The sequence below is a fragment of the Thermoplasmata archaeon genome, from assembly GCA_035632695.1.
GTDB lineage: Archaea > Thermoplasmatota > Thermoplasmata > RBG-16-68-12 > RBG-16-68-12 > RBG-16-68-12.
On record DASQGG010000151.1, the window covers coordinates 1 to 14,582 of the forward strand.

Genomic DNA, 14,582 nt, shown 5'->3' on the forward strand with positions numbered 1-14,582 from the left:
GCTGAGGACAAGAAATATATATTGCCAAATTAATAATTGATGGGGAGATGAAATGGGCAGGGACGTCCGTCTGAGTCGCCGCGACGAGACCCTGGTGGACCTGCTCATCGAGACGGGCCTGTCCAAGAACGTCGCGAAGACCCTAGTGTTCCTGTCCAAGCGGGACGAGACCACGTCCGTGGAGATCGAGAAGGCCACGGGACTGCGGCAGCCCGAGGTCAGCATCGCCATGCACGAGCTGCGGCGCCGACGCTGGGTCGACAAGCGGGACATCAAGAAGGAGGGCAAGGGCCGCCCCGTCCACGCGTACCGGCTGAGCACGAGCTGGAGCGAGATCCTCGCCCAGCTCGACCGCGACCAACAGGCCAAGCTCGAGCGGATCGAGGCGAACCGCAAGAAGCTCAAGTCGTTCGCGTAGGCCGCAGGGTGCGCACACCCTTCCCGGACGCGACGAGGACGAGGTCCGCCATGCCCAGGAACAGCCCGTGACCCACGGCGCCCGGAATCGCGTCCAGGCTCGCCGCGAGCCTCGCGGGGGAGCGGATGGGACCGAAGCGCGCGTCGAGGATGTGGTTCCCGTTGTCCGTGCGGAACGGCATGGCCTCGGCCTGGCGCAGGGCCACGGTCGCCCCGAGCGACTCCAGCCGCGCCTGCGTGGCCCGCCACCCGAACGGATGGACCTCCACGGGCACCGGGACCTTCGTCCCGAGGCGGCGCACGAGCTTGGAGTCGTCGACGACGACGATGAACTTCTTCGCGGCGGCCGCCACGATCTTCTCGCGGAACAGGGCGCCCCCCAGTCCCTTGATCAGGTCCAGGCGCGGGTCGACCTCGTCCGCGCCGTCGATCGCGAGGTCGAGCACGGGATGCTCCTCGAGCGAGGTGAGCGGGATCCCGAGGAGTTTCGCGGCTTCCGCCGTGGCCAGGGACGTGGGCACGCCGCTGATCCGGAGCCCCTCGTCCCGCACGCGTCGGGCGAGGACCTCGAGCACGTGGCGCGCGGTCGTGCCCGTCCCGAGGCCCAGGACCATGCCGTCCTTGACGAATTTCACAGAGGCTTCCGCGGCGGCCCGCTTCCGTTCGTCCGCGGCCATCTTAGCCGCGCCCCCGGAGTTCCTGGACGAGCTTCACGAGCTCGTCCACGACGACGCGGTCGAGCGTTTTCCCGTAATCCTCGGTGGCCTTCGAGGAGTCTCCCGTGGCGCCGTCCCAGTACGGCTGGGCGTCCTTGACCACCGCGTACGGCGGGATCCGGTTCGACCCGGCGGGGCTGCGCCCCTTCACGAGATCGGGTCGATGCACCAGGAGGCGGGAGGTCTCGATCATCCCGGCGTGGCCCTCCTTCGCGGGGAGATCCTTCTGCGCGTAGATGATGTCGTAGTCCGACAGAACGGTCGCCTTGAGAGAACCCTCGTCGACGACGTCCTGCGCGGCGGCGCGTAGGGCCGCCATATGGTCATGGGCTGCGTGGCCGCTCACGATCATCACGCGGTGCACGCCGTTGCGGACGAGGTCGCGCAGCACGTCGCGGGTGACGGCGCGCAAGGAGTCGAAGGAGATGCCGATGCCGCCCGGGTAGTGACGGGTCGTCGTGATCACGCCGTAGGGGATCGGCGGCGCCAGGACCGCGCCCGTCTTTGCGCAGACCGCCTCGAGGACGTGGAGGGGCTGGATGAGATCGGAGCCCAGGGGGAGGTGGCTCCCGTGCTTCTCCACGGAGCCCACGGGGAGGATGACGACCGTGTCGGGCGTCACGCGCTTCGCGAATTCCTCCGAGGTCCATTCGTCCAGGCGCACGCCGCGGAATCGCGAGGGGGGCCATAAATGGTTCGCGGCGCGGGAGTCCAAGATCAACCTTGTTTAAGGTTGACTTCCTCCGCGAACTCGCGACGTCCGGGACGGGCCTGCACGGGCACCGCGAAAGTCCATTACCCCGCCGCACGGTCTCCGCGAACGTGCGCGCCGCGGTCCTCTTCTCCGGGGGCAAGGACTCCACGTACGCGGCGTACGTCGCGATGCAGCGCGGCTGGGAGGTAGGCCCGCTCCTCACGATCCGGCCGACCGATCCCGAGTCCATGATGTTCCACGTGCCCAACCTGAGCGTGACGAGCCTCCAGGCAGAGGCCATGGGGATCCCGCTCGTCGAGGAGGCTGCGCCGCGCGGGGAAGCGGGCGAACTCGAGGCATTGCTGCGGATTCTTCGCCGCGCGGAGGCGGACGGTGTCGTCGTGGGCGCGATCGCCTCGGACTACCAGCACAGCCGGGTGAATCGAATCGCCGCCGAGGTCGGGCTCCGGGTGTTCGCTCCGCTCTGGCGCCAGGATCCCCGGCAGCTCGTTCGGGACTACCTGCGCGCCGGATTCCGCATCGTCTTCTCGAGCGTGTCCGCGGAGGGCCTGGACGCCTCGTGGCTGGGTCGCCCGTGGGACTCGCAAACCGTCGAGGAGCTCCTCCGGCTCCAGGAAACCCGCGGAGTCCATCCGTGCGGCGAGGGCGGGGAGTTCGAGACCCTCGTCCTCGACGCGCCCTGCTTCCGTCGGCGCATCGTGGTGGATGTCGCGGAGCGGACCTGGGACGGTTCCGCGGGGGTGTGGCGGGTGACCGCGGCCCACCTGGAGGACAAATCCAGTCAGGGCGACCACGCCGTCAGCGGCGGCGTCGACGGCGTCGGCCGGGAACCGTCCTAAGCTGGGCGAAGAACTCCTTCCGATCTTCCGCGGACGGGATGCGCTCCCCCGCAGCTCGGGCCCGGGCGAGGAACCGGTCGCGCGCCTTCCCGTCGCCCGCGATGGCTGCGGCGCGCGCGAGCGCTTCGTACGCGAACGCCAGCGGGAAGCCTCCGATCCGGTGCCGCCGGCAGAGGTCGAGGGACCGCTTCGCGTGGTACCAGGAGGGTTCGGCCCGCCTGAGCACCGCATACACGTGGGAGACCTGCCACTCCCCGATCGCCCGGTTCACGGGCTTGCCGACAATCCCCCAGTGGTACCTTGAGGAATGGGCCGCGTGGATCATCTCATCGATCTGGTCCGGCGTGCGGCGCTTCTTCTCCAGAAGGGCCCAGACGAGGTTGAACTCCTTTGCCGCCATCTTGCGATGCCATTCGCGCTCCGTCATCCGACGCGACCCCGCCATCGCTTTGTCCCCCAATGCCTGCGTAGAGTAGAGTGGGGCTGGGCAGATTTGAACTGCCGTCGCAGGCTTTCTTGCCCTTGATCCGGAAGGGTCCCAAAGCCCGAAGGATGGACCAAGCTACCCCACAGCCCCAGGTACGCGCGCCATCGACTCCGCCGCTAAATAGGTTCCTCACGGGACGCGGTTCTTGAGCCACGCCTACGAGATGCGGCTCCATGCTTCGCGGGCGGCGCGGGCCACGGCCTGCTCGCTCGTCATCCCGGGTCGCCACCCGGTCGCCCTGAGGCGTTCCACGGCCAGGGCCATGGTCCGCACGTCTCCGACCCAGCCGCGGCCCGATCCGGCGCCTCCCGTCCAAACGTACTCGACGCCCTGGAGACCGACCTCGCGGCAAATCGCGTCGGCGATGGTCCGCACGCTGATCGCGTCCTCGCTGCCGAGGTTGTAGACCGTGAACGGCCCGCGAGCCGCAGCCAGCCCCGCGCGGTATCCCGCGAGGGCGTCCTCGACGTGGATGTACGACTTCGAGGTGCCCGGGTCCGACCCGATGATCTCGAGCCGCTTCGGGTCCCGCGCCAGCTTCGCGACGAGATCGTGGACGACGCCGTGGCCGCTCCGACCGCCCACCACGTTCGCCATGCGGAACACGACCGCCTGAAGGCCGTACGTGTGCGCGTACGCGGACAGGAGGGATTCGCACGCGAGCTTGGAAGCGCCGTACAGGGAGATGGGCTCGCAAGGCCCGTAGTCCTCCGGCGTGGGGACCGTCTTCGCCTCGCCATACACGGTCGACGTGGAGGCGAACACGACCCGCGGCACACGGTTCGCTCGGCACGCCTCGAGGACGCGGTACGTCATGAGGACGTTCTGCTCGATGTGGACCTTGGGTCCCTCCTTCCCCAGGCGGACGTCCGGGTTCGCCGCGAAGTGGTACACCGTGCCGACGCGGCGGAAGAGCGCTCTGAGGTCGCCTTGGAGCAGGTTGCGCTTGACGAGCGTGGCCCCGGCCTTCACGGCGTCCGCGACGTTCGCGCGCTTCCCGGCGGCGAAGTTGTCCACGAGGACCACGTCGGCCTTGGCCACGAGGGCGTCCGCGAGATGGCTTCCGAGGAAGCCTGCTCCGCCCGTAATGAGCATGCGCTCCCGGACCATGCCGCCGCCATGGGACCCCCTGTAATCAAGGTTCCTTCAGAGCGGACAGGTGGGCGAGCAACGCGTCCACGGCCCGGGCGCGGTGGGAGATTGCGTTCTTCTCCTTGAGGGACATCTCGCCGAAGGTCCGCGTCTCACCCTGGGGAAGGAAGATGGGATCGTACCCGAAACCGTTCTTGCCGCGTTCCGCGTCCGTGATCGTGCCCGTGCAGTCCCCGTGGAAGACCTCGTGCTCGTCGCCCCGCCGGAGGAGGAAGACGGTTTGGAAGGTCGCCACGCGGAACGTCTCGCCCGCCATGAGCTTCAGGATGCCCTTGTTGCCGAGGCGCTTCTGGACATACGCCGAGTACACGCCCGGGAAGCCTCCGAGCGCCTCGATGAACAATCCCGAGTCGTCGATCAGGTAATCGCCGCGGACTTCGTCGTCCAGACCGGTCGCGGCATACTTCAGGACCTTCTCGAGGCGGTCCGTCTGGATCTCGGGATAGCTGCGGTCCAGATGGACAAGCTTCACGTTCGCCTGGGCCAGCTTCTCGGAGACCTCCGCGAACTTCCCCGCGTTCGTCGTGATGAATTGGATCGTCACGTGTACCGTCCCCGTTCCTCGATCTCCTTGACCTTGGCGATCGACGCCCTTGCTTCGGCGCCCAGGATCTCCCGATACCCTGAGAGAACCTCGCGGTAGTAGAGCGTCGCGTTCTTGTGGGCGCTCGTGAGCGCCTCCCGAAGGAGATGGAGGTCCACGCCGCGCTCCTCCGCCGTGTCGCCCTTCCCTCCAAGGCTGAAGTCGATCAGCACGATGCGCCCATCCCGGAGGATCATGTTCGAGGTCGTGAGGTCCCCGTGAATGACACCGGCCTTGTGCAGGCGCCCTGCGATGCGGCCGATCTCCTTCGCCGCCTCGCGCGCCGCGTCCCCGCCGCGGTCGAGGACCTCCTTCAAGGTCGGCCCGTCGATGAACTCCATGACGATCTTGTTGTCGACCAGGTTCACGTCGTAGATGACAGGCACGCTCACGCCGGCGGCGCGGGCCTCCGACAGGAGCCTCGCCTCGGTTCGGATCCGAGACCGGCGCAGCTCCTCGTCAAGGGCGACGAGGCGGTACGCTTTCGGCACTCGAAACTTCTCCACCGCCACGCGGCCGAGGAACTCCGTCTTCCGGAGCTCCGCCTCCGCACCGCGCTTGAGCCACACGTCCCGCGCGAAGCCGTGCCCCGAGAAAAAGCTTCCCGCGCGGCGCGGGTCTCACTCCCGAGCGGGCGCCAGGAAGCTCCGGACCTCCCGGGAGGGGACGGGGCTCGTTCGAGCCGCGAACTCGGGGGGAAGGCATCGCGCATACCGCGGCGCCAACAGGCGACCTTCGAGCAGGACGATCGCGGCGCGATCCTTCTCGCTCCGGATCGGACGGCCAGCGGCCTGGAGGACCTTGTTCACGGCCGGGAAGACGTAGGCGTAGTCGTAGCCCTTGGACGGCCCGAACTTCCGGATGTAGTAGTCCTTCAGGGACTCGACCTCGATGTTCGGCGGGCTCAGGGGCAGCCCCACGACAAGCACGGCCTGGAGCAGGTTTCCTTCATAGTCCACGCCTTCGCTGAAGGAGCCTCCCTGCACGCCCAAGAGGACGGCGCCGCCGTGACCTCGTGCGAGACGCAGCGCCTCGAGCGCCCCGTCACGCTTCGCCTTGGTCCAGGTGGGATGCTCCACCAGGAGACCTTTCTTCAGGCCCGCGGTCCGAATCCGGCCCTCCGCCTCCTGGAGGAGCTCGTACGAAGGGAAGAACGCGGCGACGTTCTCGGGGGCACACGCCGCGACCGCGACGACCTCGCGGGCGATCAAGTCGTGCATCTCGTCGGAACGCTTCGTGTACAGCGTGGTGGCAATGGGGTGGACGAGCAGGAGGCGGTTGCCCGGCGGAAAGGGCGAAGGGTACGTCCGGATCCACCGCCGCTCGGGTCCGATGCCCAGCAAGTCCGCATACATCTCCGCGGGGTACAAGGTGCCCGACATGAGCACGCTCGCGCCGACGCGGTCGAAGACAGGCTTGCTGAGCACGCTCGGGTCCATCAGACGGAAGGCGAACTTGCCCTCGTTGCCCGGGACCACGAGACGCAGGATGCCCTCGTCCTGGTCCCGCCACCGCCGGAGGAACTCCTCGAGCTGGGGCAGGGACGTCGAACGCCCGCGGCGGATGCCTTCCTCCGCGGCGTGGGAGACCATCTCCACGAGGTCTGTGTACGTGAGCCGATGGCCGAGACCGCGTCGCAGGCCCCGCTCGACCATGTCGACGAACTCCTCCTTCTTGGCGACCCGTTCCGCGCCCAAGCCCAGGAGGAACCTCTCCAGGGACTTGGCCACGCCGAGGAGCTGGTGGGACGCCTCGGGATCGAGGTCCTTGGACTCCCGCACGGCCCGCAGGAGGTCCGTCAGGGAGAGGTCGCCGCCCAGGTGCGCGCGGATCCGGTCGGGCAGGTTGTGGGCTTCGTCGACCACGAGGATGAGGTTCTCGAGCCCCTTGCCGAGCCGCTGGAGCGTCCATTCGAGGATGTCCGAGAACACGTAGTTGTAGTCGCACACGACCACGGCCGCGCGCTCCGCGGCGTCCATGGCGACCTTGTGGGGGCACACGTGGCACGCGGAGCTCGCCTGGACGAGCTCCTGGACATGGAGGGCACGCTGGAGGACCGCGGTCACGACGACGCCGTCGTCCCGGTTGTAGAACGTGCACGCTCGGGTGCGGACCTTGAGCTCGCAGAACTCGTGGAACGCCCGCCCGTACTCGGGGCGGTTGGGCTGGAGGCACATGTCCTGCTTGGAAATCACGTCCACCGCGGGCACGCGGGCACCCTTGCTCTCGAGGCGGCGGAGGGTCTCGATCGCGATCCGGTGCTGGCTCTGGCGGGCGGTCAGGAACAGGACCGTCTTGCCCGTGTCCAAGGCGACGCCGAGCGAGGCGACCAGGGCCACCGCGGTCTTCCCGATCCCCGTCGGCGCGTGGGCCAGGAGGTGCCTCCCCTCCGCCATCGCACGCCGGGCGTCCGCGAGGAACTCCGCCTGGCCCGGGCGCACGCGGTCGAAAGGCCAGGGCACGCGCTCCGTCGGCGAGGGGCGCGCCTCCGCTACGGCGATCTGCTCCATCGGCTGCCTTCGGGTCGCAACCCTCCGGGAGGATCCGAGGCTATGAAGGGGTATGGGGGAGGGATGGGCGAAAGTGAGAATCCGCGGATCGCGATCCGCCCGTTCTAACGAACCATCGGCTCCCTGCCAGCGCGTGAGTCGGACGGATGCGGCGCAACCGGGAATCCCCGGGGGACGCCACCGCAAGGCACGTGAACCCGACCCAGCTGGGGACGGACGGCGATCGGGTGGTGAGCATCGCGCTCTTCGTCGGCATCGGGGTCGGCGTCTTCGTGGTCGTGCTGTACGCGGCCATCTACCTTCGGGCCCGTCGCCGCGGGGTCCAAAAGGGCGCGACCCGCATCCTGCGCTGCAGCGACGGGCACCTGTTCACCTCGACGTTCATCCCGGGCGCCTCCTTCCGGGCCGTCCGGCTGGGCGCGAGCCGGTACCAGCGCTGCCCCGTGGGAAACCACTGGAGTCTCGTGGCCACGGTCGACCCTGCCACGCTGACCGCGGAGCAGCGAGCCGCGGCGGCGCAGTTCCGCGACAGCCGGATCCCGTAGGCACCGGGCGAGGGACTCGCCCTCGCGCGCGAGGGCCGCGCGGGTGACTCCGCATCGACGGCGGGGGAAGCGCGGATTTATCTTTCCGTGGCTGCTGGGGATGCGTGCATGGTCGGGTCTCGGCGCTCCGCGAGAACGGATCGCGACGAGCACCTGATCGCCGCGGCACGCTCCGTCCTGGCGCGGCGGTTCCGACCAGGATGGCATTCTGTGGGGGCGGCGCTCCGGGGGCGCTCCGGGAAGATCTACACGGCCGTGAACCTGAACGCGCAGTACGTGGGCCGGGTGGACGTGTGCGCGGAGGCCGTGGCCGTCGGGATGGCCATCGCCGCGGGGGAGAAGGACCTCAACTCGATCGTGGCCGTCCAGCGGGGGAACCGCGGCTCGCGGAATCCCCGCGGACGCATCGTGCCGCCCTGCGGGGTCTGCCGGGAGATGTTCAACGACTACGCCCCGAAGATGACCGTCCTGCTCGCGGGACCCAAGGGAACCGTGGTCCGGGTCAAGGCCGAGGACCTCCTCCCCGACCGCTACGTGGACCCGTGACGCCGGCGTCGCAGCCCGAGGGCCGAGGGGAGAATTCACCCCGAGATAATCGGGGAGAGCCCCTTAAGTAAGTTCCCCGCGCATGGAGTCACGTGGCCCGCCGCTGCGGCGTCTGCGGGTTCGAGACCGGGGAGGCAGTGTGCCCGCGCTGCGCCACGATCCTCCTCCGCGAGGAGGCCCGGTGCCCCAGCTGCGGGAAGCGGTTCCTGGGCTCCATCGCCTCCTGCGACGCGTGCGGCGCCGCCCTGGGACCCGCGCTCGCACGTGCGGAGGACGAGGAGGCGGTCCACTTGCTCACCGCTCTCCCCGGAATCTCGGAGACGCGCGCCCGGGCGCTCGTGGCCCGCGGCTTCCGCGACGTCTCCGACATCGTACGCCTCGCCCTCCCGGAGAGCGACATCCGCCGGGGGATCCATCACGCGATCGCACGTCGCATGCTCCTGGCGGAGATCGCCCTGGACGCGCTCGGCCCCGGTCCGAGTGACCGCTGTCCCATCTGCGGTGGCTCGACCCGGCCCGGTGCGGACGCGTGCGCGACGTGTGGCGCTCCCTTCCCGCCCGCGCGCCCCGAGGCGACCGTCGGGCGCAAGCTCCAGGAGGTCACGGAGGGCATCGGCATCCTCGACGAGGACGAGGACTTCCGCGAGATGCCCGAGGAGGTCCGGCGGGAGCTGCTGGACGCGTTCGGTGGTGTGAACCCCGAGGACGTCCTCCGGGACGAGTACCGCCACCAGGTCGAGCTGTGGCGGGAGCGGGGCTTCGACGTGACCCAGCTCGAGTCCCTCCTGGCCCAGGACCTCGCGGAGTTCCGGGAGCGGAGCGTGCGCCTGATCCGCGCCCAGATCCTCAAGCGAGGGAGGAACGGGGACTTCCGATGTCCCCTCTGCGACGTCCAACTCGAGGCCGCCGCGGAGCTCTGCGGCAACTGCGGGGCGAAGTTCGCCTAGGGACACAATCCTAAATAGGAACGGGGCCTGACCGCAGCGCCATGCGCCCTCCGTACTCGGAGTACGCCGCACCGCCCATCTACGTGTATCCGGAACCGCCGCGGCGGGGCGTGCAGTTCAGCCGGACGGAGCTCATCCAGCTCGGCGTGGCCATCCTCGGCCTGAGCGCGGCCTTCACCGTGGTCCTCGTCAACCCGCTCCTCGGCGGAGGCCTCGACCTCTTCCCGGGCAACTTCGCGGCGAACCTGGGCTTCGGCTTCGTCGCGGCGCTCGTCTCCGTGGGCTCCGGGGTCGGGCTCCACGAGATCATGCACAAGATCGTGGCCGAGCGCTACGGCCACTGGGCCGAGTTCCGGTACTCGCTCCAGGGCCTCGCCATGGCCTTCGTCTTCGCGTTCCTGGGCTTCATCTTCGGCGCGCCCGGGGCCACGTACATCTCCGGGGCCGTGACGCCGCAGCAGAACAGTCGGATCAGCGCGGCAGGACCGGTCACCAACATCGGTCTCGGGATCGTGTTCTTCGCGGCCCTCGTCGCCATCGTGCCGATGGCCTATCCGGGGTCCCTCGCCTTCCTGCTGGCATACCTCTTCCAAATCGTGGCCTCGGTGAATCTCATCCTGGCCGCGTTCAACATGATCCCCCTCATGCCGTTGGACGGGGCCAAGGTGTGGCACTGGAACAAGCTCACGTGGCTCGCCATCCTAGCCGTCGCCCTCGGAATCCTCGGTTTCGGCGCCTCGCAGCAGTACCTCTTCCTCTGAACCGGCTCAGCGGTTCATCACGCTCGCGAGGTAGCCGGCCCCGAACCCGTTGTCGATGTTCACGACGGCCACGCCGGGCGAGCAGGCGTTCATCATGGCGAGGAGCGCCGCGAGACCGTCGAAGCTTGCGCCGTAGCCGACGGACGTGGGCACGGCGATCACGGGCACATCGACGAGGCCCGCGACGACGCTGGGCAGGGCGCCTTCCATCCCCGCGACGACAACGATCACCTTGGCTCCCTGGAGGAGCTCGCGATGGTCCAGGACCCGGTGGATGCCCGCCACGCCCACGTCGTACAGGCGCGTGACGCGGTTGCCGAGCACCTCCGCGGTGACCGCGGTCTCCTCGGCCACGGGGATGTCGCTGGTCCCCGCGGTGACCACGAGGACGCTGCCGCGCCGCGCGGCGGGGGTCTTCCCCGCGACGACGAGCCGCGCCTTCTCGTGGTAGGCGACCGGCATGCCCTCAAGGCTCCCCTTGATCCGCTCGTAGATCTCCGGCGAGGCTCGGGTGGCCAGGGCCAACGAGCGGGACGCGACCATGCGCCTTACGATGGCCACGATCTGCTCCGCGGTCTTCCCGGGGCAGTACACGGCCTCCGGGATGCCGCGGCGGATCTCACGGTGGGAATCGATCTTCGCGAACCCGAGGTCCTCGTACGGCAACGCGCGGAGCGCCTCCATGGCCTCCTTGACGCTCACCTTGCCGCCCTTGAGGTCCCGGAGCAGGCGCTCGACGGCCGCGCGGTCCATGGGCACCTCAGCGGACCTGCTCCCACTTCTCGAGCTCGAGGACGGAGCTCAGGGTTCCGCCGCGCTTGATCTCCGCGCGGATGCGGTTCTCCCGCTCGAGCACGTCGAGCGCGCGGTTCGCCATCTCCACGCCGAGCTCCTTGGGCACGACGATGACGCCCGATTCGTCCCCGATGACCCAGTCCCCCGTCCGGACAAGCTGGCCGCCGCACTCGATCTCCCCGCCGATGCTGCCTTGGCCCTTCGGCTCGCCCGCGTGGGGCGAGATGTGCTTGCTGAACAAGGGGAAGTTGAGGTCGTAAATCGCATCGATGTCCCGCGCGCCTCCGTCGATCACGACACCGGCGACGCCCTTCACGAGGCAGGAGTTCGACGCGAGCTCGCCCCAGACCGCGGTCGGACCTCCGCCGACGTCGACCACGATCACGTCCCCGGGCTTCGCGCGGTCAATCGCCTCGACGGGCTTCGCCCAGTCCCCGTCCGCGGTCTTCACGGTCAGCGCGTGCCCGACGAGCTTCGTCCCGTGCTGGATCCGCGGCACGATCCCATGCAGGACGCCGCGCTTCTGCATCGCGTCCGCAATGTTCGGTGTGCTCACCTTGCGGAACGCCTCGAAGACGTCGGCCTCCGCGTACTTCTTGTAGAGGCCCGTCGGGATTGCCTTGCGCTCCTGCATGGCCTTCTTGACCGTCCGTGTGGCCTTGGTCACGTCCTCGGCCTTGATGATCGCGCCGCCCACGATGACGATCGACGCGCCCGCCTTGACGGCCTGGGCCACGGTCTCCGAGTTCAGACCCCCCGCCACCGCGACAGGAAGGTTCGACGCCTTAACGACGGCCTTGAGCTCCTCCAGGGGCGTGCGGGCAATCATCTGCTCGTCGATGGAGACGTGCAGGTTCAGGTAGTCCACGCCGAGCCTCTCCAGTTCGACCGCGCGTTTCGGCTTGTCCTTCACGCGCATGAGGTCGACCATGATCTTGGAGCCGTAGCGCCGCGCCGCCTTGACCGCCTCCGCGATCGTCGCGTCGTCCGTGACCCCCATGACCGTGATCACGTCGGCGCCGGCCTTCGCGGCAATCTCGACCTCGAGGGCGCCTGTGTCCATGGTCTTGAGGTCCGCGACGATCGTCTTGTTGGGGAACGCCTTCTTGAGTGCCCGGACGACGTCCATGCCCTCGGACTTGATCAGCGGCGTTCCCGCCTCGAGCCAGTCCGCGCCCCCGGCGATGGCTTCCTTCGCGGCCTGGACGGCGCGCTTCCCGTGCATGAAGTCGAGGGCCACGTGCAGGATGGGCTCCACGGTCTCCCCTGCGAAGTACCTCGCCCTCGCGATAAAAACGTATCGAGGCGAAGCGGGGGAGCGACGCCACCATGGGGGACCGCCGCGACACAGGTTCATGGGACGGCCGCGCTTCGGCCGAGGGATGGTCGTCGGAGCGTCTCCGACTCCCACGTGTTACATCGCGACGGTCGCGGGGATCCCCGTGTTCGTGCGGTGCGGGGCCGACCTCCTCCTGACCGGCGCGTCCCTCGACCTCTCGGCGCACGCCCGCTGTCCCGTGTGCGGGGGCGACATCCGCTTCGAGGTTCGACGGGGGAAGGTGGAGAATCTCGAGCCCACCGGAAGCCTCCTCTACGTCGTCGAGGAGCCAGGGGCGTCGGACCGCGTCTGCGTGCGGTGCGAGGGAACGCACGTGTTCGACGGCCGAGCGTGCCTCGATGCCTGGAGGGCCGCATGGGAGCGCGCCGGGACGGGGCCGAAGGGCTCCGCCTGGGCGCCTCAGGCTTTCCTCGACCGGGTGCGCGCCCTGGGTCCCTGAGGCGGCCCCACGCCCTCCGTGTTCTCACGTTCGATATTCAGCGCGGCTCCCTCATATAGCGCCATCCGGGTGAAAGGCCTCGTTCCGATGCCCTCGAAGGAGCGCGACGCGGGTAGCGAACGCGAGCGGTGCCTCACGGGAATCCAAGGGCTCGACCACATCCTGAACGGCGGCATCCCCCGGGGCAACACGGTCCTGGTGTCCGGGAGCGTGGGCACGGGGAAGACGTCCATCTGCATCGAGTTCCTGGTCCGCGGCGCGCTCCAGGGGGAGAACTCCCTGTACCTGAGCGTCACGGAGCCCACGGACAAGCTCCTCCGGAACGTGATCCCGTTCGACTTCTGGGACGACAAGCTCCTGAAGCAGGGGAAGCTCCAGTTCGTCGACCTCCCCAAGCTGTACGAGAAGCTGGGCATCGATAAGGACGAGCTGAGCCTCGAGGAATCCCGCCTCCTGACGGACACGCTCCTCGGGTTGGTCGAGGAAGGCAAGGTGCGACGCCTCGTCCTCGATTCCGCCACGTCGGTCGCGTATCGGATTAAGGAGCAGGAGCGGATCCGGGACTTCCTCCTGCGGCTCGGGCTGAAGCTGAGCCCCAAGCGATGCACGTCCCTGCTCGTCGCGGAGAACCCGCCGCATGCAGACGGGTACTCCCGGTTCGGCCTCGAGGAGGCCATCGCGGACGGCGTGGTCGTGCTGGGCAACCTCGAGCGCCGCGGCGACCTCCTGCGCACGCTCCAGGTCGTCAAGATGCGCGGAACCCAGCACAGCCGCGCGAAGTACGTCCTCGACCTGACCACGTGCGGCGTCCTCCTCGTGCCGCTCCTCAAGGGCGGAAGCGTCTCCGGAGGCGCGTGAGATGGGAGTCCCTTCCGAAGTCAGCGACAAGCTCCTCAAGCTCCCGCCGGCTTCCGCAGTCGCGGTCAAGTTGCGCGCGGAACAGTACTTCGACGCGATCCAGGGGATGGTGGACCTCTTCGCGAAGAAGAAGGATCTCGACGTGATCTACGTCACGACCACGGTCCCGGCGCAAAGCATCATCAACGCCCTGGAGGTCCTCGAGATCCCCCTGGACCACATCTGGTTCGTCGACTGCATCAGCCAGATCATGATGTCCACGGAGAAGCGGCACGCGCACACGATCCAGGTCGAGAGCCCGACCATGCTCGAGAACATCATGCTCAAGGTCGAGTTCCTCATGCGCAAGAACGAGGGCCGCAGCGCCCTGGTCATCCTCGACTCGATCAACTCCTTGGCCATCCACAACAACATGAAGATCCTGAGCGAGTTCCTCCACATCCTCGTGAACAATCTCCGATCGCACGGCGCGTACACAGCAATCTTTTCCATGCAGGAGTACGAAACGGACGAAATTCGGAGCATGCTTGTCCTCGTGAGCGACGAAACCCTGGAGCTCACGGACGGGTAGCGGCGGGCCGAGTTGGGCTTAGCGAGACTATTTAAGCAGGAGCCGTGACAAAACTTAGCACCGATGCCCGGATTTCACTAGGATGGCCGCGCTCCGAGAATTGTCCCATTTCGGGTGTTCTCAATAGCGGACATTCGCCACGAAACGTTTAAACCCGCCCTTCCATCCCATAGGGTTTCATGCGGCGCCAACGCGCCGCAGGAGGACTAAACCATGAAAGCCATCATCCGCAAGGATGACCAGGCGGTGTCTCCCGTCATCGCGACGATTTTGATGGTCGCGATCACGGTGGTACTCGCCGCGGTGCTGTACGTCATGGTGTCCGGCCTGATTTCAGGGCCGGGCCCGACGAAGCCGTTCGT

At 68.2% G+C, this 14,582-nt stretch carries 19 protein-coding genes and 1 tRNA gene; 10 read left to right on the forward strand and 10 right to left on the reverse strand.

Annotated features, from left to right (window positions below):
• Window positions 1–52: 52 nt before the first annotated feature.
• Window positions 53–418 (forward strand): ArsR family transcriptional regulator, encoded by a 366-nt coding sequence (locus tag VEY12_09535; protein HYM40361.1) that lies wholly within the window; start codon window positions 53–55, stop codon window positions 416–418.
• Here VEY12_09535 and rpiA read toward each other — a convergent pair.
• Both rpiA and VEY12_09545 read right to left on the reverse strand, forming a co-directional pair.
• Window positions 402–1,094 (reverse strand): ribose-5-phosphate isomerase RpiA, encoded by a 693-nt coding sequence (rpiA, locus tag VEY12_09540; GenBank protein ID HYM40362.1) that lies wholly within the window; start codon window positions 1,092–1,094, stop codon window positions 402–404. The two genes, VEY12_09535 and rpiA, sit on opposite strands and share 17 nt — an antisense overlap.
• Window position 1,095: 1 nt before the next feature.
• Complete coding sequence (locus tag VEY12_09545) at window positions 1,096–1,797, reverse strand: creatininase family protein (protein HYM40363.1); 702 nt, start codon at window positions 1,795–1,797, stop codon at window positions 1,096–1,098.
• 59 nt (window positions 1,798–1,856) lie between these two features.
• On the opposite strand from VEY12_09545, the gene VEY12_09550 reads away from it, so the two are divergent.
• Entirely contained in the window at window positions 1,857–2,687 is an 831-nt protein-coding gene (locus VEY12_09550) for a diphthine--ammonia ligase (protein HYM40364.1), read from the forward strand.
• On the opposite strand, the gene VEY12_09555 is transcribed toward VEY12_09550, so the two are convergent.
• The 6 genes from VEY12_09555 to VEY12_09580 all read right to left on the reverse strand — a co-directional run bounded on the left by VEY12_09555 (window position 2,647) and on the right by VEY12_09580 (window position 7,419).
• On the reverse strand, window positions 2,647–3,114 hold the full coding sequence (locus VEY12_09555) for a hypothetical protein (GenBank protein ID HYM40365.1): 468 nt from the start codon (window positions 3,112–3,114) through the stop codon (window positions 2,647–2,649). The genes VEY12_09550 and VEY12_09555 overlap by 41 nt on opposite strands.
• Window positions 3,115–3,165: 51 nt before the next feature.
• A tRNA-Pro gene (locus VEY12_09560) sits at window positions 3,166–3,264 on the reverse strand.
• A gap of 66 nt (window positions 3,265–3,330) precedes the next feature.
• Complete coding sequence (locus VEY12_09565) at window positions 3,331–4,284, reverse strand: NAD-dependent epimerase/dehydratase family protein (protein ID HYM40366.1); 954 nt, start codon at window positions 4,282–4,284, stop codon at window positions 3,331–3,333.
• 25 nt (window positions 4,285–4,309) lie between these two features.
• On the reverse strand, window positions 4,310–4,870 hold the full coding sequence (locus VEY12_09570) for an XTP/dITP diphosphatase (GenBank protein ID HYM40367.1): 561 nt from the start codon (window positions 4,868–4,870) through the stop codon (window positions 4,310–4,312).
• Window positions 4,867–5,478 carry a KEOPS complex kinase/ATPase Bud32 gene (locus VEY12_09575; GenBank protein HYM40368.1) on the reverse strand — a complete coding sequence of 204 codons (612 nt, stop codon included), beginning with the start codon at window positions 5,476–5,478 and terminating at the stop codon, window positions 4,867–4,869. The genes VEY12_09570 and VEY12_09575 overlap by 4 nt, the downstream gene beginning before the upstream one ends.
• Before the next feature lie 51 nt (window positions 5,479–5,529).
• Window positions 5,530–7,419: an ATP-dependent DNA helicase gene (locus VEY12_09580; GenBank protein ID HYM40369.1), complete on the reverse strand. Its 1,890-nt coding sequence runs from the start codon at window positions 7,417–7,419 to the stop codon at window positions 5,530–5,532.
• A 146-nt stretch (window positions 7,420–7,565) separates the two neighbouring features.
• Between VEY12_09580 and VEY12_09585 the strand changes: the two genes are divergently transcribed.
• The 4 genes from VEY12_09585 (at window position 7,566) to VEY12_09600 (ending at window position 10,218) form a co-directional block, all read left to right on the forward strand.
• Complete coding sequence (locus tag VEY12_09585) at window positions 7,566–7,964, forward strand: hypothetical protein (GenBank protein HYM40370.1); 399 nt, start codon at window positions 7,566–7,568, stop codon at window positions 7,962–7,964.
• Between the two features lie 108 nt (window positions 7,965–8,072).
• Window positions 8,073–8,510, forward strand: a complete 438-nt coding sequence (locus VEY12_09590; GenBank protein HYM40371.1) for a cytidine deaminase — start codon at window positions 8,073–8,075, stop codon at window positions 8,508–8,510.
• 92 nt (window positions 8,511–8,602) lie between these two features.
• The gene (locus VEY12_09595; GenBank protein ID HYM40372.1) at window positions 8,603–9,457 is read left to right on the forward strand and encodes a hypothetical protein; all 855 of its coding nucleotides are present in this window, start codon (window positions 8,603–8,605) and stop codon (window positions 9,455–9,457) included.
• A gap of 41 nt (window positions 9,458–9,498) precedes the next feature.
• Window positions 9,499–10,218 (forward strand): hypothetical protein, encoded by a 720-nt coding sequence (locus VEY12_09600; protein ID HYM40373.1) that lies wholly within the window; start codon window positions 9,499–9,501, stop codon window positions 10,216–10,218.
• 6 nt (window positions 10,219–10,224) lie between these two features.
• Here VEY12_09600 and larB read toward each other — a convergent pair whose 3' ends face one another.
• Together larB and hxlA are read right to left on the reverse strand one after the other, a co-directional pair.
• Window positions 10,225–10,971 carry a nickel pincer cofactor biosynthesis protein LarB gene (gene larB, locus VEY12_09605; GenBank protein ID HYM40374.1) on the reverse strand — a complete coding sequence of 249 codons (747 nt, stop codon included), beginning with the start codon at window positions 10,969–10,971 and terminating at the stop codon, window positions 10,225–10,227.
• 7 nt (window positions 10,972–10,978) lie between these two features.
• Complete coding sequence (hxlA, locus tag VEY12_09610) at window positions 10,979–12,271, reverse strand: 3-hexulose-6-phosphate synthase (protein ID HYM40375.1); 1,293 nt, start codon at window positions 12,269–12,271, stop codon at window positions 10,979–10,981.
• A 124-nt stretch (window positions 12,272–12,395) separates the two neighbouring features.
• Here hxlA and merB point away from each other — a divergent pair, with 124 nt between their 5' ends.
• The 4 genes from merB to VEY12_09630 all read left to right on the forward strand — a co-directional run.
• Entirely contained in the window at window positions 12,396–12,791 is a 396-nt protein-coding gene (gene merB, locus VEY12_09615) for an organomercurial lyase (protein ID HYM40376.1), read from the forward strand.
• Between the two features lie 69 nt (window positions 12,792–12,860).
• Window positions 12,861–13,649, forward strand: coding sequence for an ATPase domain-containing protein (locus VEY12_09620; GenBank protein HYM40377.1), 789 nt, complete (start codon window positions 12,861–12,863; stop codon window positions 13,647–13,649).
• A gap of 1 nt (window position 13,650) precedes the next feature.
• Window positions 13,651–14,220 carry a hypothetical protein gene (locus VEY12_09625; GenBank protein HYM40378.1) on the forward strand — a complete coding sequence of 190 codons (570 nt, stop codon included), beginning with the start codon at window positions 13,651–13,653 and terminating at the stop codon, window positions 14,218–14,220.
• Window positions 14,221–14,433: 213 nt separating this feature from the next.
• Window positions 14,434–14,582 (forward strand): archaellin/type IV pilin N-terminal domain-containing protein (locus VEY12_09630; protein ID HYM40379.1); only part of this gene is annotated, 149 nt, incomplete at its 3' end.